At 62.0% G+C, this 18529-nt stretch carries 15 protein-coding genes; 11 read left to right on the forward strand and 4 right to left on the reverse strand.

Features of this window, described 5'->3' with window-relative positions:
- Positions 1-2094: phosphoenolpyruvate--protein phosphotransferase (gene ptsP / locus ACIPIZ_RS18395; protein ID WP_401166549.1), on the forward strand; the 2094-nt coding region annotated here is incomplete at its 5' end.
- A 210-nt stretch (positions 2095-2304) separates the two neighbouring features.
- Here the strand turns inward: ptsP and ACIPIZ_RS18400 are convergent.
- Complete coding sequence (locus ACIPIZ_RS18400) at positions 2305-3051, reverse strand: NRDE family protein (protein WP_401166552.1); 747 nt, start codon at positions 3049-3051, stop codon at positions 2305-2307.
- Positions 3052-3183: 132 nt separating this feature from the next.
- Here ACIPIZ_RS18400 and ACIPIZ_RS18405 point away from each other — a divergent pair, with 132 nt between their 5' ends.
- From ACIPIZ_RS18405 to ACIPIZ_RS18415, 3 genes are all read left to right on the forward strand, one after another.
- On the forward strand, positions 3184-3966 hold the full coding sequence (locus tag ACIPIZ_RS18405; protein WP_034153705.1) for a sulfite exporter TauE/SafE family protein: 783 nt from the start codon (positions 3184-3186) through the stop codon (positions 3964-3966).
- 77 nt (positions 3967-4043) lie between these two features.
- A complete protein-coding gene (lgt, locus tag ACIPIZ_RS18410) occupies positions 4044-4859 on the forward strand; it encodes a prolipoprotein diacylglyceryl transferase (protein ID WP_007913003.1) in 816 nt (271 codons plus the stop codon).
- A gap of 50 nt (positions 4860-4909) precedes the next feature.
- The gene (locus ACIPIZ_RS18415) at positions 4910-5881 is read left to right on the forward strand and encodes a thymidylate synthase (RefSeq protein WP_316917280.1); all 972 of its coding nucleotides are present in this window, start codon (positions 4910-4912) and stop codon (positions 5879-5881) included.
- A gap of 125 nt (positions 5882-6006) precedes the next feature.
- Here the strand turns inward: ACIPIZ_RS18415 and cadR are convergent, their stop codons facing one another.
- Complete coding sequence (cadR, locus tag ACIPIZ_RS18420; protein ID WP_105704602.1) at positions 6007-6456, reverse strand: Cd(II)/Pb(II)-responsive transcriptional regulator; 450 nt, start codon at positions 6454-6456, stop codon at positions 6007-6009.
- Positions 6457-6540: 84 nt separating this feature from the next.
- On the opposite strand from cadR, the gene ACIPIZ_RS18425 reads away from it, so the two are divergent.
- The 7 genes from ACIPIZ_RS18425 to ACIPIZ_RS18455 all read left to right on the forward strand — a co-directional run bounded on the left by ACIPIZ_RS18425 (position 6541) and on the right by ACIPIZ_RS18455 (position 15627).
- Entirely contained in the window at positions 6541-8850 is a 2310-nt protein-coding gene (locus tag ACIPIZ_RS18425) for a heavy metal translocating P-type ATPase (protein ID WP_401166557.1), read from the forward strand.
- A 13-nt stretch (positions 8851-8863) separates the two neighbouring features.
- Positions 8864-9727 (forward strand): LysR family transcriptional regulator, encoded by an 864-nt coding sequence (locus tag ACIPIZ_RS18430; protein WP_064388038.1) that lies wholly within the window; start codon positions 8864-8866, stop codon positions 9725-9727.
- Between the two features lie 221 nt (positions 9728-9948).
- Entirely contained in the window at positions 9949-11025 is a 1077-nt protein-coding gene (locus ACIPIZ_RS18435) for a putative 2-aminoethylphosphonate ABC transporter ATP-binding protein (protein WP_064388039.1), read from the forward strand.
- The gene (locus ACIPIZ_RS18440) at positions 11025-12749 is read left to right on the forward strand and encodes a putative 2-aminoethylphosphonate ABC transporter permease subunit (protein ID WP_401166561.1); all 1725 of its coding nucleotides are present in this window, start codon (positions 11025-11027) and stop codon (positions 12747-12749) included. Before ACIPIZ_RS18435 ends, ACIPIZ_RS18440 begins: the two co-directional genes overlap by 1 nt.
- 35 nt (positions 12750-12784) lie before the next feature.
- Entirely contained in the window at positions 12785-13810 is a 1026-nt protein-coding gene (locus ACIPIZ_RS18445) for a putative 2-aminoethylphosphonate ABC transporter substrate-binding protein (RefSeq protein ID WP_105704598.1), read from the forward strand.
- Positions 13811-13936: 126 nt separating this feature from the next.
- On the forward strand, positions 13937-15070 hold the full coding sequence (locus tag ACIPIZ_RS18450; RefSeq protein WP_401166564.1) for a TIGR03364 family FAD-dependent oxidoreductase: 1134 nt from the start codon (positions 13937-13939) through the stop codon (positions 15068-15070).
- Complete coding sequence (locus ACIPIZ_RS18455; protein ID WP_401166567.1) at positions 15070-15627, forward strand: phosphonate degradation HD-domain oxygenase; 558 nt, start codon at positions 15070-15072, stop codon at positions 15625-15627. Before ACIPIZ_RS18450 ends, ACIPIZ_RS18455 begins: the two co-directional genes overlap by 1 nt.
- Positions 15628-15730: 103 nt before the next feature.
- Here ACIPIZ_RS18455 and ACIPIZ_RS18460 read toward each other — a convergent pair whose 3' ends face one another.
- Together ACIPIZ_RS18460 and ACIPIZ_RS18465 are read right to left on the reverse strand one after the other, a co-directional pair.
- The gene (locus ACIPIZ_RS18460) at positions 15731-17107 is read right to left on the reverse strand and encodes a GTPase/DUF3482 domain-containing protein (RefSeq protein WP_401166570.1); all 1377 of its coding nucleotides are present in this window, start codon (positions 17105-17107) and stop codon (positions 15731-15733) included.
- Complete coding sequence (locus tag ACIPIZ_RS18465; RefSeq protein WP_401166573.1) at positions 17100-18473, reverse strand: DUF2868 domain-containing protein; 1374 nt, start codon at positions 18471-18473, stop codon at positions 17100-17102. The genes ACIPIZ_RS18460 and ACIPIZ_RS18465 overlap by 8 nt, the downstream gene beginning before the upstream one ends.
- Between the last annotated feature and the right edge of the window lie 56 nt (positions 18474-18529).

Raw genomic sequence — 18529 nt, forward strand, 5'->3', positions numbered from 1 at the left:
ATCGGCAAGGTCAGCATGGCACCCAACGAAGGTCTGGTGGGTCTGGTCGGCACGCGTGAAGAACCCCTGAACCTCGAAAACGCTGCGGATCACCCGCGCTACCGTTACTTCGCCGAAACCGGTGAAGAGCGTTATGCCTCGTTCCTCGGTGCACCGATCATCCACCACCGCCGCGTCGTCGGCGTGTTGGTCATCCAGCAAAAGGAACGCCGTCAGTTCGACGAAGGTGAAGAAGCCTTCCTCGTGACGATGAGCGCGCAGCTCGCCGGCGTTATCGCCCACGCCGAGGCCACAGGTTCCATCCGGGGTCTGGGCCGTCAGGGCAAAGGCATTCAGGAAGCCAAGTTCGTCGGCGTGCCGGGTTCGCCGGGTGCGGCGGTCGGTACTGCAGTGGTCATGCTGCCGCCGGCTGATCTGGACGTGGTGCCGGACAAGACCATCACCGACATCAACGCCGAGCTGGCGCTGTTCAAGACCGCCATCGAAGGCGTGCGCGCCGACATGCGCGCGCTGTCCGCCAAGCTCGCGACCCAACTGCGCCCGGAAGAGCGCGCGCTGTTCGACGTCTACCTGATGATGCTCGACGATGCGTCGCTGGGCAGCGAAATCACCACCGTGATCAAGACCGGCCAGTGGGCCCAGGGCGCGCTGCGCCAGGTGGTCACGGAACACGTCAACCGTTTCGAACTGATGGACGACGCCTACCTGCGTGAGCGCGCCTCGGACGTCAAAGACCTCGGTCGGCGCCTGCTCGCCTACTTGCAGGAAGAGCGTCAGCAGAATCTGGTCTACCCGGAAAAGACCATTCTGGTCAGTGAAGAGCTGACGCCGGCGATGCTCGGCGAAGTGCCGGAAGGCACGCTGGTCGGTCTGGTCTCGGTACTCGGTTCGGGTAACTCCCACGTGGCGATCCTGGCCCGGGCGATGGGTATTCCGACGGTGATGGGTCTGGTCGACCTGCCGTACGCCAAGGTCGACGGCATCGAAATGATCGTCGACGGCACACGCGGCGAGGTTTACACCAACCCGAGCGAAGTGCTGCGCAAGCAGTTCGCCGAAGTCGTCGAAGAAGAGAAACAACTGGCGCTGGGCCTCGATACCCTGCGCGACCTGCCGTGCGTGACCCTCGATGGTCACCGCATGCCGCTGTGGGTCAACACCGGTCTGCTCGCCGATGTGGCGCGGGCGCAGAAGCGTGGCGCCGAAGGTGTCGGCCTGTACCGCACCGAAGTGCCGTTCATGATCAACCAGCGCTTCCCGAGCGAGAAGGAACAACTGGCGATCTACCGCGAGCAGCTCGCCGCGTTCCACCCGCAACCGGTGACCATGCGCAGCCTCGACATCGGCGGTGACAAGTCGCTGTCGTACTTCCCGATCAAGGAAGACAACCCGTTCCTCGGCTGGCGCGGCATTCGTGTGACCCTCGACCACCCGGAAATCTTCCTGGTGCAGACCCGCGCAATGCTCAAGGCCAGCGAAGGCCTGAACAACCTGCGGATTCTGCTGCCGATGATCTCCGGCACCCACGAACTCGAAGAAGCCCTGCACCTGATCCATCGGGCCTGGGGCGAAGTGCGCGACGAAGGCACCGACGTGCCGATGCCGCCGATTGGCGTGATGATCGAAATTCCGGCGGCGGTGTATCAGACCAAGGAACTGGCGCGGATGGTCGACTTCCTGTCCGTCGGTTCCAACGACTTGACCCAGTATCTGCTGGCGGTTGACCGCAACAACCCACGTGTGGCCGATCTCTACGATTATCTGCATCCGGCGGTGCTGCAAGCCCTGCAAACCGTGGTGCGCGATGCCCATGCCGAAGGTAAACCGGTGAGTATCTGCGGCGAGATGGCCGGTGATCCGGCGGCGGCGGTGCTGTTGATGGCGATGGGCTTCGACAGTTTGTCGATGAACGCCACCAACTTGCCGAAAGTGAAGTGGATGCTGCGCCAGGTCAATCTGAGCAAGGCCAAGGATTTGCTGGCGGAGCTGATGACCATTGATAACCCGCAAGTTATCCACAGCTCGCTGCAATTGGCGCTGAAGAACCTTGGGTTGTCGAAGATGCATCCGCCGGCAGTGGTCAAAGCGCTCTGAAGATCAAAAGCCCCTCATCGGAACGCCGCCCGCCTAACCCTCTCCCGGAGGGAGAGGGGACTGATTGGGGGGGATGCTGCAGAACTCCGCCGACCTGAAAGTTCTGTGTTGAATCCATAATCAACTCAGTCTTTCAGGTCGATGTATGGCCCAAGACACCCCGGTCGGCCCCCTCTCCCTCCGGGAGAGGGCTGGGGTGAGGGTTTGCTCTTAGACACAAACCTCAACTTCCCCAAGATGCCCGCCATACGGCCCGAAACTGCGCTCGACCATCCGCCGCGCCCCATCCGCCTGCACAATCAACGCCGTACTCGCCCGCGTCCCGTAACTCTGGCTGGCAATAAACACACTCGACAACAATGACTCCGTCGCCATCCCCACCCCGGTATCCGGCAATTCCGCTTCCGGCGCGGTCTGCGCATCACTCAACAACCCCAGCAACCGCGCAGGCGTCGGATCATCCAGCACTGCGCCCAACGCCGCCCTGGCCTTGAGCAACTTCGGCCACGGCGTATCCAGCCCGGCATTGGAGAGCCCGTAAACACCGGGCTCCAGCATGATCGGCTCTGACAACCGCGCATTGAAATGCCACAGCTCATGACTATTGCCGAGCAGCAGGTTGAACCCGGCATATTCCGCCGAACGCCCGACCACATCGCTCAAATAATCATCAATCGACAGCTCTCCGGTGAGAAACCGCGCCACCAACTCCCCCCGCGACTTGCGCGCCGTCGGCTGCTGCGGATCGCGAATATTGGTCAGCGCGGCAAAGCGCCCGTTGGCGCCGATCCCCAGCCAGGTGCCGCCGGCTTCAAGATCACGCCCGGCATGCACATGCGGCGCTTCCGGCCATTGCGCCAGCGGCAGGCTCGGCCGGGCGTAGAATTCGTCACGGTTGGCCGCGACGATCAGCGGCTGGGCATGGCCCGGGCGCCAGGCGAAAACAATCAGGCACATAAGGTGGTCCTTGTGTGTTTTTTGCTCACTCTACGCAACCGGCGTCCGTGCATCCATCGCCAGTGGAGCCAAAGGGTGTGCATCCGTTACCATGCCGCTCCGGTTTTGGGGATGCGGTCTGGGGAGACGGTCATGGAATTTCTGCTCTATCTGGCGCTGGGCGCCTGTGCGGGCGTGCTGGCCGGACTGTTTGGCGTCGGCGGCGGGATCATCATCGTCCCGGTGCTGGTGTTCAGTTTCACCTTGCAGGGCTTTGATCAGTCGATTCTCACCCATCTGGCGGTCGGCACGTCGCTGGCGACGATCATCTTCACCTCGGTCAACGCCGTGCGTGAGCATCATCGACGAGGCGCGGTGCGCTGGCCGATCTTCATGTGGATGGCCGTCGGCATTCTGCTCGGTGCAGGTTTCGGTGCGCTGACCGCTGAGGCGATTTCTGGCCCGCACCTGCAAAAGATCATCGGCGTGTTTGCCTTGATCATCTCGGTGCAACTGGCGCTGGACATCAAACCCAAGGCCAGCCGAACGGTGCCGGGTAAACTCGGTCTTACCGTGGCCGGCAGCATCATCGGCTGGGCCTCGGCGATTTTTGGCGTCGGCGGTGGTTCGCTGACCGTGCCGTTCCTGACCTGGCGCAGCGTGCCGATGCAGCAAGCGGTGGCGACCTCGTCGGCCTGCGGTCTGCCAATCGCCTTGGTCAGTGCATTAAGTTTCATGATTCTGGGCTGGCACGATCCGTTGTTGCCGCCGCATAGTCTCGGTTTTGTGTATTTGCCGGCGTTGTTGGGCATCGCCCTGACCAGCATGGTCTTCGCCCGTATCGGCGCGCGTTTGGCACATCGGTTGTCGCCGCGCTTGCTGAAACGGCTGTTCGCCGCTTTGCTGTTCAGCGTGGGTGTGAGCTTCCTGCTGTAACCGTCGCAATCCTGGCTTAATCCTGAGGTGGCAGCGTCGCCCGGGAATTTTGGTTTCAACTCTAACGAGGAGTCGCAATGCTGCCTTACCCGCAGATCGACCCGGTGGCACTGGCCATCGGTCCGCTGAAAATCCACTGGTACGGTCTGATGTACCTGATCGGCATCGGCGGTGCGTGGCTGCTGGCGTCGCGCCGGCTCAACCGTTTCGACCCGACCTGGACCAAGGAGAAACTCTCCGACATGGTCTTCTGGATGTCGATGGGCGTGATCGTCGGCGGACGTCTGGGTTACGTGCTGTTCTACGATCTGAGCGCCTATCTGGCCAACCCGACGCTGATTTTCGAAGTGTGGAAGGGCGGCATGTCGTTCCACGGCGGCTTCATCGGGGTGATGCTGGCCGCGTTGTGGTTCGGCAAGCGCAATGGCAAGTCGTTCTTCCAGTTGATGGACTTCGTCGCGCCAATGGTGCCGATCGGTCTGGGCGCCGGGCGCATCGGTAACTTCATCAACGCCGAGTTGTGGGGCAAAGCCACCGACGTGCCGTGGGCCATGGTCTTCCCGCCATTCAGCGATCCGGCGCAGCTGCCGCGTCACCCGTCGCAGCTGTATCAGTTCGCGCTCGAAGGCGTGGCGCTGTTCCTGATCCTGTGGATTTTCTCGCGCAAACCGCGTCCGACCATGGCCGTTTCTGGCATGTTCGCGCTGTTCTACGGCATCTTCCGTTTCATCGTCGAGTTCGTCCGCGTGCCGGATGCGCAACTGGGCTACTTGGCGTGGAACTGGCTGACCATGGGCCAGGTGCTCTGCGTGCCGATGATCGTCGGCGGGCTGTTCCTGATCTGGCTGGCCTATCGTCGCGCACCGGCAGCACCGCTCGCGCCGACGGCTTAAACTACGAACCCCGGCGCGCGACGCCGGGGCTCAAAGGACACAGGTAACTCATGAAGCAATATCTCGAACTGGTCTCGCACGTCATTAAGAACGGCACCAAGCAAGCCAACCGCACCGGCATCAACACCATCAGTTTCCCGGGTGCGATGCTGCGTTTCGATCTGCAGGAAGGTTTTCCGGCGATCACCACGCGCAAAATGGCCTTCAAATCGGCCATCGGCGAGATGTGCGGTTTTCTCCGTGGCGTGAACAATGCCGCTGAATTTCGCGCGCTGGGCTGCAAGGTCTGGGACCAGAACGCCAACGAAAACGCGCAGTGGCTGGCCAACCCGTTCCGTCAGGGCGATGACGACCTCGGCGAAATCTACGGCGTGCAATGGCGCAAATGGCCGGCGTACAAGCAGATCCCGCTGAGCAACACCGCCGCCATCGAACAAACCTTGAGCAACGGCTACAAGCAGATTGCCCAAGGCGAAGAAGACGGCCAGGCCTACGTGGTGCTGTACAAAGCCATCGACCAGGTGCGTCAGTGCGTCGACACGATCATCAACGATCCGGGCAGCCGCCGTATTCTGTTCCACGGCTGGAACGTCGCCCAGCTGGATGAAATGGCCCTGCCGCCGTGCCACCTGCTGTACCAGTTCCACCCGAATGTCGAGACCAAGGAAATTTCCCTGACCCTCTACATCCGTTCGAACGACCTGGGTCTGGGCACACCGTTCAACCTCACCGAAGGCGCTGCGCTGCTGAGCCTGATCGGTCGCCTGACCGGCTACACGCCGCGCTGGTTCACCTATTTCATCGGTGATGCGCACGTCTACGAGAACCATCTGGACATGCTCAACGAACAGCTCAAGCGCGAGCCGTTCGCCATGCCTAAGCTGAAAATCTCCGATCGCGTGCCGGAGTTTGCCAAGACTGGCGTGTATCAGCCGGAATGGCTGGAACTGGTCGAGCCGAGCGACTTCTCGCTGGAAGGCTATGAGCACCACGCGCCAATGACCGCGCCAATGGCGGTCTAAGCCGTTGCATAAAACCCCTGTGGGAGCGAGCCTGCTCGCGAAGAGGGCGTGTCAGTCATAGAGATGTCGACTGATACACCGCTTTCGCGAGCAGGCTCGCTCCCACATTTGGTTTTGCGTGAGTCTTAATGGCCGTGGCTGCGGCCTACGTGGGAGTGTTCCACTTCCGTCGCAACAACCCCGCCACTCACTTCCAGCCGCTGCAATATCCCGCATTGATCAGCCATCGGCCCTTCGCCACAACGTTGGCGCAGGTCGAGCAGCTGTGTCTGCAACGCCAACAAGCCATCAATCCGCGCCTTCACATGCTGAATATGCTCGTCGATCAATGCATTGACGCTCTCGCATTGGTCCTGCGGGCTATCACGCAAGGCGAGCAGGCTGCGGATTTCTTCGAGGGTCATGTCGAGGGTGCGGCAGTTGCGGATGAAGGTCAGGCGTTCGGCGTGGGCCTGGGTGTAGACGCGGTAGTTGCCGTCGCTGCGGGCCGGTTCCGGCAGCAGGTTTTCGCGCTCGTAATAGCGGATGGTTTCCACGGCGCAGTCGGTGAGTCTGGCCAGTTCTCCGATCTTCATGACGGCAATCTCCAAAAGGGTGCTTGACCCTATAGTGGCTACAGGGTCTTTACTTGGCAACAGGCACCTTCACGGACGCGACCAATGAGCGATTCCCAGCACACCCATAAGCCCGGCGACGGCCACGATCACAGTCATAAATTGCAGCCTGTGCATAAACATTCACACGGCGGCGATGCTTGCTGTGGGTCAAAAGTCGCAGCGCCGGCACCGGTTCATGCGCACGCAGATTCCTGCTGCTCGTCGAAAGTCGCTGCGCCTGCGTTGGTGCAATTGAGCGAAAAAACCAGTGCCGATGCGCGCCTGAGCAGCTTCCGCATCGAGGCGATGGACTGCCCGACCGAGCAGACCCTGATTCAGAACAAGCTCGGCAAACTCGCCGGTGTGCAGCAGCTGGAATTCAATCTGATCAATCGCGTACTCGGTGTGACCCACAATCTGCCAGGCACCGAACCGATCATCGAGGCGATCAAATCCCTCGGCATGCACGCCGAGCCGCTGGAGGCGGGCGTCGAAGCGCCGGCCCCGGCACCGGTTAAAAAACACTGGTGGCCGCTGGCGTTGTCCGGTGTCGGCGCGCTCGCCGCTGAAGTCATCCACTTCACCAACGCGGCACCGACCTGGGTGGTGGCGATCATCGCGCTGGTGTCGATCCTCAGCGGTGGCCTGACCACTTATAAAAAGGGCTGGATCGCCCTGAAGAACCGCAACCTCAACATCAACGCGCTGATGAGCATCGCCGTCACCGGTGCCATCCTCATCGGCCAATGGCCGGAAGCGGCGATGGTGATGTTCCTGTTCACCGTCGCCGAGTTGATCGAAGCGCGCTCGCTGGACCGTGCGCGCAACGCGATCAGTGGCCTGATGCAGATGACGCCGGAGCAAGCCACGGTGTTGCAGGCTGACGGTTCGTGGATTGAGCTGGACGTGAAAAGCGTCGAACTCGGCGCCCGCGTACGAGTGAAACCCGGCGAGCGCATTGCGCTAGACGGCGAAGTGCTCAGCGGCAGTTCGACCATCGACCAGGCGCCGATCACCGGCGAAAGTTTGCCGGTTGAGAAAACCGTTGGCGACAAAGTTTTCGCCGGCACCATCAATCAGGCCGGTTCGCTGGAATACACGGTGACCGCAGCGGCGAACAATTCGACTCTGGCGCGCATCATCCACGCCGTCGAACAGGCCCAAGGTGCGCGCGCACCGACTCAGCGCTTCGTCGATCAGTTTTCGAAAATCTACACGCCGGTGGTGTTCGTGTTTGCTTTGTCCGTGGCGATCATTCCGCCGCTGTTCATGGGCGCCGTGTGGTTCGACTGGATCTACCGCGCGCTGGTGTTGCTGGTGGTGGCGTGCCCATGTGCACTGGTGATTTCGACGCCGGTGACCATCGTCAGCGGCCTCGCCGCAGCGGCGCGCAAAGGCATTCTGGTCAAGGGCGGCGTGTACCTGGAGGGCGGTTTCAAACTGGATTATCTGGCGCTGGATAAAACCGGCACGATCACCCATGGCAAACCGGTGCAGACCGATTACCTGTCCCTCGATCCAACCGCCGATGCCACGGCGCCGGCCATCGCTGCGGCATTGGCCGGTCGCTCCGATCACCCGGTGTCGCTGGCCATCGCCAACGCTGCTGTGGATAAAAACTTCGCCGCGCTGATTGTGGATAACTTCGAAGCGCTGGGCGGTCGTGGCGTCAAAGGCGAAATCAATGGCCAGACTTACCATTTGGGCAACCATCGTCTGGTCGAAGAACTCGGCCTGTGCTCGCCAGCACTGGAAGAAAAACTCTTCGCCCTGGAGAAACAGGGCAAATCCGTGGTGCTGCTGCTCGCTAGCTCCGGCCCGCTGGCGCTGTTCGCCGTGGCCGATACCGTCAAGGAAACCAGCCGCGAAGCGATCCGCCAGTTGCATGCACTGGGGGTGAAAACCCTGATGCTCACCGGCGACAACGTCCACACCGCCCAGGCGATTGCCGCGCAGGTCGGCATCGACGAGGCACGTGGCGATTTGCTGCCGACCGACAAACTGCAAGCCATCGAAGACCTTTATGCACAGGGTCGGCGGGTCGGCATGGTCGGCGACGGCATCAACGACGCGCCGGCACTGGCCCGCGCCGAGATCGGTTTTGCCATGGCTGCTGCCGGTACTGATACCGCGATTGAAACCGCCGATGTCGCCCTGATGGACGATGATCTGCGCAAGATCCCGGCGTTCATCAGCCTGTCGCGCAATACCGCGAGCATCCTGAAACAGAACATCGCGCTGGCGCTGGTGATCAAGGCTATCTTTCTTGCGGTAACCTTCGCCGGACTCGCCACCATGTGGATGGCGGTGTTTGCCGACATGGGCGTGAGCCTGTTGGTGGTGTTCAACGGTTTGCGCCTGCTGCGCAAATAGATGAGGAAAAGTTGTGCTGAGTGCCGAGCTGAAAGCGTTTTACATGGTCGCCCGCCTGGGCAGTATCACGCTGGCGGCGAAAAAACTCGGCCTCAGCCAACCGACCGTGACCACGCAGATCCGCAATCTGGAAAGTCAGTATTCGGTGGAGCTGTTCTACCGTGGCGGTCGACGCCTGAGCGTCAGCGACGAAGGCGCGCGGTTGCTGCCGATGGTCAAGACGCTGTTGCAGCAGGAAGCCGACATCGAATTTTTCCTGCGCAACAGCGGTCAGGTGCAGGGCACGTTGCGCATCGCCGCTACGGCGCCTTATTACATCCTCGATCTGGTGAAGACCTTTCGCGAGCGCCTGCCGCAGGTGGAAGTGTCGGTGGAAATCGGTAATTCGCAGCAGGTGCTCGAAGCGTTGGAGGACTATCGGGTGGATATCGCAGCGTCGTCGCAATTGCTCGATGACGCGCGGTTGATCCGCCGGGTGCTGGGCACGGATCCGCTGGTGCTGGCGGTGCATCGCAATCATCCGCTGGCGGCACAGGAACATGTGGCGTTGAGTGCACTGGCCGGGCACACGTTGTTGATGCGTGAGTCGGGTTCGACCACGCGGCGGTTGACCGAAGAGTTGCTGGCGACTGCCGGGGTGAGTTTCGGTCCATTGCTGGAGATTGGCAGTCGTGAGTCGATCCGTGAGGCGGTGTTGCGCAATATCGGCATCAGCATCATTGCCCGCCAGGAAGTGCCGCATGATCCGCAGTTGCGCGTACTGACGATCGAGAATGCGCCGCAGATTCCTGAGTACCTTTACTGCCTGAAAGAAAGGAAGGGAGCGCGGTTGCCGGCGGCGTTCCTCGGTTTGGCTCAGGAAATGTCCCCCGCGTAATGATCGTTCCCACGCTCCGCGTGGGAACGCAGCCCGGGACGCTCTGCGTCCCAACAGCCGAACGCGGAGCGTCCGATGAGGCATTCCCACGCAGAGCGTGGGAACGATCTCTGGTGAACCAAAATCCCCGAATACCACTATCGGCCGTTTTTGCCTCACTGCCACATGACGGACGCATTACAACTCTAGGATTGGCCCCATCTGCTTGATGAGGTCTGTCCATGAATCCTGCCATCGCAACTGCCCTGACCAACCCCGGTGCGCCGATGAAAGTGCGCGGCGTGCAGAAACGCTTCGGCGCGTTTACTGCGCTGGATAATGTCTCCCTCGACGTCGCCGCCGGTGAACTGGTGTGCCTGCTCGGCCCGTCGGGCTGCGGCAAGACCACCTTGCTGCGCTGCATCGCCGGTCTGGAGAAGCAGGACAGCGGCGAGCTGTACCTCGGCGACCGCGACGTCTCGCACCTCGCCCCGCAAGCCCGCGACTACGGGATTCTGTTCCAGTCCTACGCGCTGTTCCCCAATCTGACCGTCGAGGCGAACATTGCCTACGGCCTTGCTGGCAGCGGTCGCGATGAAGTGCGCCAGCGCGTCGGACAGATGCTGGAACTGGTCGGCCTCACCGGCAGCGAGAAAAAGTACCCCGGCCAGTTGTCCGGCGGCCAGCAACAGCGCGTTGCTCTGGCTCGGGCCTTGGCGCCGGCACCGTCGCTGCTGTTGCTCGATGAACCGATGTCCGCCCTCGACGCCCGTGTCCGTGAGCATCTGTGTACCGAACTGCGCCAACTGCAACGCAGCCTCGGCATCACCACCCTGATGGTCACGCACAATCAGGACGAAGCGATGCTCATGGCTGATCGCATCGCCGTGATGAACAACGGCCGCGTCGAGCAGTACGCCACCCCGCAGGAAATCTACAACCGTCCGGCCACACCGTTCGTGGCCGAGTTCGTCGGGCAGGGCAACTGGCTGCCATTCCAGCGCAGCAGTGACAGCCACGCGCAAGTCGGCGGGATGAACCTGCGCCTCAGCGACGGCAGCGTTCAGCGTGCTTCGGGTCGTCTGTTCTGCCGTCCGGAGGCGATCAACGTCAATCCGCCGGTGCATGAAGAAAACCTGTTCCCGGCCAAAGTCCGCGAAATCACCTTCCTCGGCAACCGCTGCCGCATGAGCTTCGAACTCGATCAACTGCCGGGCCACGCCTTGCTCGCCGAACTCGCGCCGGAAGCCATGCCGCGCCTCGGCGCTCAGCAAATCATGGTCGCCTTGCCGCCGCGCAGCTTGCAGGTGTTTGCCTGATGAACAGCAATCTCGCGCTGCCGCTACCGCACAAGCAGGTGCGACAGACCTCCAAAGCCGAGATCGGCGATCGCATTTTTGTCGTCGGCGGCAAAGTTCTTTTGCTGGTGTTGCTCGGCGTCGCGGTGTTGCTGCCGCTGCTGGCGATCTTCTGGCGCGGCTTCAGCAGTGAAGCCGGGCAGGGCGGTGGCTGGGTCGCGGCGAAGGAACTGGTGACCAGCGAGAATTTCCACTGGCTGCTCGGCAACAGCCTGAAGGTTTCCCTCAGCGTCGCGGCCATCGTCGTACCGCTGGCTTACCTGTTTGCCTACGCGTTGCAACGCACAATGATTCCAGCCAAGGGCATCTGGCGCGGGATTTCCCTGCTGCCGCTGATGGCGCCGTCGATGCTGCCGGGGATTGCGCTGGTTTATCTGTTCGGCAACCAAGGCATGTTGCGCGGGCTGCTCTCGGACAACATCTATGGATTCTGGGGGATTGTGCTGGGTGAGGTGATTTACACCTTCCCGCATGCATTGATGATTTTGCTCTCGGCGCTGTCGCTGGCCGATGCGCGTCTGTTTGATGCCGCGTCGAGCATGGGCGCCAGTCCGGCCAAGGCGTTTCGCAGCATCACCTGGCCGGCGACGCGTCAGGCTGTGTTTGCCGCGTTCTGTCTGGTGTTCACCCTGACCATCACCGATTTCGGCGTGCCGGTGGTGGTCGGTGGCGACTATCAAGTGCTCGCGCTGGAGGCCTACAAAGCTGTGGTCGGCCAACAACAGTTCGGTCGCGGCGCATTGATCGGCATGGTGTTGTTGCTGCCGGCGCTGTTCAGCTTCGGCGTCGACGCCTGGCTACGTCGGCGTCACGGTGACTCCATGAGCGGTCGCGCGCAGGTGTTCAAACCGGTGCCGTCGAAGTTGCGTGATGGCTGTTATCTGGCGATTGTCTTGCTGATCAGCGCCGCGTTGATTCTGGTGTTCGGTATGGCGGTGTTCTCCTCGCTGGTGAAGTTCTGGCCGTACAACCTGTCGCTGTCACTCAACCACTACCAGTTCAACGAAACCGCTGGCGGTGGCTGGCTGGCCTACAGCAACAGTTTGAAGATGGCCTTGGGCACGGCGTTGATCGGCAGTGTGCTGATCTTCACCGGCGCCTATCTGATGGAGAAAACCCGTAGCCAACGCGGCCTTAACCTGGCGTTGCGCATGCTCAGTTTCGTACCGATGGCGGTGCCGGGACTGGTGCTGGGTTTGGGTTACGTCTTCTTCTTCAACCTCACCGGTAACCCGCTGCATGTGCTGTACGGGACGATGACGCTGCTGATCGTCTGCACCATTGCGCACTATCTGACCACCGCGCAGATGACCGCGACCACCGCACTGCGCCAACTCGACGCCGAGTTCGAAGCCGCCGCGTTGTCGCTGAAAGCGCCGCTGTATCGGCACTACCTGCGCGTCACCGTGCCGATCTGCCTGCCGGCGCTGCTCGACATCGTGCGCTACCTGTTCGTCTCGGCGATGACCACGGTTTCTGCCGCGATCTTCCTCTACAGCCCCGACACCATCCTCGCGGCGGTCGCGGTGCTGAACATGGATGACGCCGGCAACGTCGGCGGCGCGGCGGCGATGTCGACCCTGATTCTGTTCACCTCGGCGGGCGTGTCCTTGCTGCTGGCGTGGGCTTCGCGCGGCTTGCTGCGCCGTTCTCAAGCCTGGCGACAAACCGCGCCTGGTCACTGATTCACACCCTCAACTCAAAAGACAGGATACCGATCATGTTCAAGCCTTTGGCCCTGGCCGCTGCTGTGTTCGCTACTTTCAGCCTGAATGCCTTCGCGGCAAAAACCGAGTTGACGGTGTACACCGCCCTCGAAGCCGAGCAACTGAAGTCCTACAAGGATGCCTTCGAAAAGGCCAACCCGGACGTCGAGATCAAATGGGTACGCGATTCCACCGGGATCATCACCGCCAAACTGCTCGCCGAAAAGGCCCGTCCGCAGGCTGACGCGGTGTGGGGCCTGGCTGCTTCGAGCCTGGCGATCCTCGATCAGCAAGGCATGCTGCAAAGCTACGCGCCGAAGGACCTCGGCAAGATCGGCGCGAACTACCGCGACGCCGCCAACCCGCCAGCCTGGGTCGGCATGGACGTCTGGGCCGCAACGATTTGCTTCAACACCGTCGAGGCCGAGAAGCAAGGTCTGAGCAAGCCAGTGAGCTGGCAGGATCTGACCAAGCCTGAGTACAAGGGCAAGATCGTCATGCCCAACCCGGCGTCGTCCGGCACCGGTTTCCTCGACGTCAGCGCCTGGCTGCAAACCTTCGGCGAGAAGCAGGGCTGGGCCTACATGGACGGTCTGCACCAGAACATCGGCCAGTACGTTCACTCCGGTTCCAAGCCTTGCAAACTGGCGGCGGCGGGCGAGTTTCCGATCGGGATTTCCTTTGAATACCCAGCGGTACAGCTCAAGCGTCAAGGCGCGCCGCTGGACATCATTCTGCCGAAGGAAGGTCTGGGCTGGGAGATCGAAGCGACCGCCGTGATCAAAGGCACGCCGCATGAAGAGGCGGCGAAGAAACTGGCTGACTTCTCCGCCAGCGCTGAGGCGATGGATCTGTACAAGGAGAACTTCGCTGTTCTTGCGCAACCGGGCATCGCCAAGCCGCAGACCGAACTGCCGGCCGACTACGAGCAGCGCCTGATCAAGAACGACTTTGCCTGGGCCTCGAAGAATCGCGACGAGATCCTCACCGAGTGGCGCAAGCGCTATGACGGCAAGTCCGAGAAAGTGGCTGCCAAGTAACCGTTGCCGATCGTTCCCACGCTCCGCGTGGGAATGAATCCCGTGACGCTCCGCGTCACTATGGACGCAGAGCGTCCTTGGCTGCATTCCCACGCGGAGCGTGGGAACGATCATTGAGGTAGCCTCATGACACAACTCAAAGACCTGCTGATCGTAGGCGCCGGCATCCTTGGCCTGTCCCATGCCTACGCCGCCGCCAAACGCGGTCTCAAGGTCGCTGTTTTCGAACGCACCGCCACGCCGCTGGGCGCTTCGGTGCGCAACTTCGGCCAAGCGCTGGTCACCGGCCAACCACCGGGCCCGATGCTCGAACTGGCCAAGAAAAGCCGCGAAATATGGGGCGACTGGGCGCAACTCGCTGGTCTGCAAATCAAGCGCAACGGGTCTTACCTCTTCGCAAGAACCGATGCCGAAGAACACCTGCTCGACACCTTCTGTGCCGGCCGCGCCGTGGAACACGGCTACAACGTCGACCTGCTGCGCGGCGCCGCCCTGCGCGATCTCTACAACGGCCAGTTCAGCCACCACCGCGCCACCCTCCACGGCATCGACGATCAACAGCTGTACTCTCGCGAAGCAATCCCGGCGCTGATCGATTACCTGCGCCGCGACCTCGGCGTCGAGTTCCACTTCTCCACGCTCGTACGCGACGTCGAGCCGGGGCACCTGCATAGCACCGCTGGCAGCTTCACCGCGAAGCAGATCATCGTCTGCTCCGGCCACGATTATCAGACCTTGCTCGCGGAGCCGATCGCCGCGCTCGACCCGCAAACCTGTCGTCTGCAAATGCTCCGCGCCAAACCGCAGATCGACCTGAATCTGCAGCACGCCTTGCTCACCGGCCTGAGCTGCGTGCACTACGGCGCCTTCGCCGATCTGCCGGAAGCGGCGGCGGTGCAGGCGCAGATCCTGCGTGAGCAACCGCACCTGCACGACAACGGCATCCACCTGCTGATCAGCCCGACGCCGTACGGCGAACTGATCATCGGCGACTCACACCATTACGGCAGCGACCCTTCACCGTTCAACGCCGAGCAAGTCGATAACTGGATGCTTGAGCTGGCCGAGCAGACGCTAGGCTGCAAAGTGCAAGTGGTCGAGCGTTGGCAGGGCGTCTATGGTGCTCGGGGGCCGGGGCCGTTTTCGTTCCTGCGTCCGGCACCAGGTTTAAGCGTCGCGCTGATGCACACCGGGGTCGGCATGAGCGTCGGCCCGGCGCTGGCTGAACGCAATGTTGCGCAGTTGCTGGAGGAAGTTTGATGACATTTCACGAGCAAGTCGTCGCGCGTGTATTCGGGTTGTATGAACGCTTCGGCACCAGCGATTACATCGGCGAACCGGTGTCGCAGATCGAGCACATGTCTCAGGCCGCCGAACTGGCAATCGCCGAAGGCTTTGATGATGAAGTGGTGTTGGCGGCGTTCTTCCACGACATCGGCCATTTGTGTGCCGAAGGCGCGGAGAATATGGGCGGTTATGGCGTGGTCAGTCATGAGCGGCTCGGCGCGGATTATTTGCGTGAGGCCGGTTTCGGTGAGCGTATGGCGCGGTTGGTGGAATATCACGTGCAGGCCAAGCGGTATCTGACGTTGCGTGAGCCGGGGTATTTTGATCGGTTGAGTGAGGCGAGCCGTAGGACCTTGGAGTATCAGGGCGGGGTGATGACGGAGGCGGAGGCGGATGTGTTTGAGCGGGATCCGTTGTGTGCGGTCAGCTTGCGGATGAGGCAGTGGGATGAGCTGGCCAAGGAGATGGCGGTGCCGGTGATTGATCTGGCCGTATTGAAGGAGAAAGCGGCGCGATTGTTGGCTGCGTAAGTCGCTGGAGCGAGGTGCTGCCATCGCGAGCAGGCTCACTCCTACAAGGTGAACGCGATCCACTGTAGGAGTGAGCCTGCTCGCGATAGCGCCAGATCAGCCGCTACAAATCTTTGGCCAAAGACTCAATCTGCTCCTGCCGCTCCGCCTGATTCAACTTCGCCTGCGGATTCAACGACGACCACTGCGGATGCGCCCGCGCCTTGTTCAGCGCTTCCGGCAACTTGCCCTCACGCCAGGTCTTGTCCAGCGGCGTCGCCACCTGAACCGCGTCCATCGCCGCATGCCCACGCTGATCCAGCGCCAACACCAACTGCCGCTGACGCAACGCCAACAACCGCAACACCCCGTCATCCACCGTCAGCTCACGCTGCCCTTTGATCTTGCCCAGCAAGCGACTGCCATAACTGCGCGCCGTCTGCAGCGCGCCACCGGCAATCGCCCCCGCCAACGCCGCTGCACCGAGAGTAATCCCGCCAACCAGCAAATCCACGCCAGCCCCGGCCGCCGCGCCGGCAGCAATCCCGCCGCCCACGCGCACACCGAGTTGCTTCAAGGTTTCCGGGTTGAACAGGTCATCGCCCCAACGCCCATCCAGCAACGGCAAATCACTCGCCGCCGCATCCTGCGGGCGAAACGCATAGAGTTTGAGCAACGCCTCAACACACTTCTGTTCGCGCTGGCGCACAGCCTTGCGCAGTTCGCTGATGGCCTGCTGTTCCCGCTCGGCCTCGCTGACCACACTGCGCCGGCAAGCCGCACAGTCGATCAATAATTCAGCAATCAAACGCGCCGCACTTTGCTGCCGTGCGAGGCGCTGCGCCTGCTGATCGGCTATCAACCGCTCCAGTTGTGGCCGGGCGTTTTCCAGCAGCAGCGCGAGGCTTTCATACAGCCGGCGCTCGCCATCTTCAGGCGGCGCCACGCTGTCGAAACGCACCAGCGCATGCAGCCCTAGCCGCGCCAGTGCCTCGCGCCAATCCGGCTCGCGATGGTTGGCGCTGCTGACAAAATTCAGCACCGGCAGCAGCGGTTTGCCACAACTGGCGAGCACTTCCAGCTCATCACGATATTTAGCCAGCACCGGTTCGCGCGCGTCGATCACATACAACCCGGCGTCCGAGGCGAGCAGCTGTCGCAGGACTTTGGCTTCCTGCTCGAAACGCTGGCGCGCCTCGCTGCCGTCGAGAAACCGCGCCAGTCGCGCCGGGCCATCAAGACGTTCGCCAGGGCGTTCCAGGCGCTCAAGAAAATCCAGCAGGGCGATGGCGTCTTCCAGTCCCGGTGTGTCGTACAGGTCGAGCAACGGTTCGCCGTCTACCGACAACCGCGCGCCTTCGACATGCCGCGTGGTGCTCGGGCGATGCGAGACTTCGCCGAAGCCGACATCGCGGGTCAGCGTGCGCAGCAGGGAGGTCTTGCCGACGTTGGTGTGGCCGACCACCGCGAGTTTCAGCGGCGCTTTCCAGGCTTCAGTCATGGCCAGTCTCCAACCAGTTCAGCGGCGCGCAATCGGCAAACTTCAGATCAAGCTGTTGCAGCGCGATGTGCCAGTCGCCGAGGCGTTCGGCATCCAGTGCTTCGCCGGGCGGCGCTTGCAGCAGCCACACGCGGGTTTCGCCAGCGCTACGCGCCAGTTCAGCAATCAGCGCGAGGCTGCCGCGATCCGGCGAGCGCCGTGGATCGCAGGCAATCGCCAGACGTGCTGGCGGAAAGCGACTGAGTTGTTCGAGGAGTTTATGGCGTGATTCGCGGCTGTCGAGAATGCCGGCGTCGCTGACGTTTTTCGGCAATGCCGGTGGCCATGGGCGTTGTTCGTCGAGTTCGATGGCGACCAGCAACGCGCCTTCGCTGACCAGCTCACCAACGCTGCTTTCAACCCGATGCAATTGCGCAGGCTCCGGATCATTGACGCCGAGGCGTTCGCTGGTCGGCATCAGACGTTCGCGCAGCTGCGCGTAGCCGGGCAGGTTCAAGTCCAGACGCAGCGCGGCTTTGCCGCTGTTCCAGCGCCAGAAACACAACAGCGTCAGCAGCAGACGCGGTAGCACGCCGTAGACCACCAACACGCCGACCAGCCATGTCGCCCAGGCCTGACGGGCGCTTTCGATGTCGAGCGCGCCTTCGCCGCTGGCGCGGATCATCTCCACCGTCGGCACATTGAAACCGAGCAGCGACGGCAGATAGCCCAGGGCATGAGTGACGTTGATAAAGGTGTCGGCGCTGAGAATCGTGGTTTCCCAGACAAAGCCGTAGCGCCGGGTCGCCATCAATGTCAGCAGCAGAATCAATGCGCTGAACATCGCCAGCAGCCACAAACCGTTGACCAGCGAACCGAGCGCCCAGCGATTGAGTTTCTTGCGTTGCAGCATCAGCAGCAGGGCGGGCGCCAGTTGCGCGGCTTTGGCGTCGCGAGCCATTTTCTCGCTGAGCCATAACCACAACCGTCCGAGCGTGGCACCGTGTTCGCCGGCAAAGATCAAACCCAGCAGCCAGCTCAGCAACAGTATCAGGTTCAGCCCGAGCAGACTGCCCAAGGCCCAGAACACATTGACCGGCGTTTGGCCGAGTGCGGCGAAGGCCAGACCGGCGCCGCTCAATACCGCGAAGATCATCAGCAACACCAGCGCCAGACGCGCGCCTTGCAGCCAGTGTCTGAGGGCATTGGTCAGCCCGTCACGCTCGGCCAGCCAAAGCGCGCGGCGTTGAATGCGGCCCGGCAGATCGCCGCCGGCCGTACGCGCCAGACGATTGGCTTCCAGGTCATCCAAGGGGCCTGCGTGTTCTTCGCGCAGGCGCACGGTCTCGGTGAGCCAGAGGTTTTGCAGTGGAGTCAGTTCAGTCACGCGGCATCCCGTCGCTCAATTGAGCGCTGAGCATAACCGCTGTGGCGCTTATCCGG

The organism is Pseudomonas sp. NPDC087690 (assembly GCF_044743175.1).
Lineage (GTDB): Bacteria > Pseudomonadota > Gammaproteobacteria > Pseudomonadales > Pseudomonadaceae > Aquipseudomonas.

Coding starts and splice junctions, on each gene's coding strand:
- ACIPIZ_RS18400 (WP_401166552.1), bottom strand. CDS start 3,051: ATGTGCCTGATTGTTTTCGCCTGGCGCCCGGGCCATGCCCAGCCGCTG.
- ACIPIZ_RS18405 (WP_034153705.1), top strand. CDS start 3,184: ATGGAATTTCTGCTCTATCTGGCGCTGGGCGCCTGTGCGGGCGTGCTG.
- lgt (WP_007913003.1), top strand. CDS start 4,044: ATGCTGCCTTACCCGCAGATCGACCCGGTGGCACTGGCCATCGGTCCG.
- ACIPIZ_RS18415 (WP_316917280.1), top strand. CDS start 4,910: ATGAAGCAATATCTCGAACTGGTCTCGCACGTCATTAAGAACGGCACC.
- cadR (WP_105704602.1), bottom strand. CDS start 6,456: ATGAAGATCGGAGAACTGGCCAGACTCACCGACTGCGCCGTGGAAACC.
- ACIPIZ_RS18425 (WP_401166557.1), top strand. CDS start 6,541: ATGAGCGATTCCCAGCACACCCATAAGCCCGGCGACGGCCACGATCAC.
- ACIPIZ_RS18435 (WP_064388039.1), top strand. CDS start 9,949: ATGAATCCTGCCATCGCAACTGCCCTGACCAACCCCGGTGCGCCGATG.
- ACIPIZ_RS18440 (WP_401166561.1), top strand. CDS start 11,025: ATGAACAGCAATCTCGCGCTGCCGCTACCGCACAAGCAGGTGCGACAG.
- ACIPIZ_RS18445 (WP_105704598.1), top strand. CDS start 12,785: ATGTTCAAGCCTTTGGCCCTGGCCGCTGCTGTGTTCGCTACTTTCAGC.
- ACIPIZ_RS18450 (WP_401166564.1), top strand. CDS start 13,937: ATGACACAACTCAAAGACCTGCTGATCGTAGGCGCCGGCATCCTTGGC.
- ACIPIZ_RS18455 (WP_401166567.1), top strand. CDS start 15,070: ATGACATTTCACGAGCAAGTCGTCGCGCGTGTATTCGGGTTGTATGAA.
- ACIPIZ_RS18460 (WP_401166570.1), bottom strand. CDS start 17,107: ATGACTGAAGCCTGGAAAGCGCCGCTGAAACTCGCGGTGGTCGGCCAC.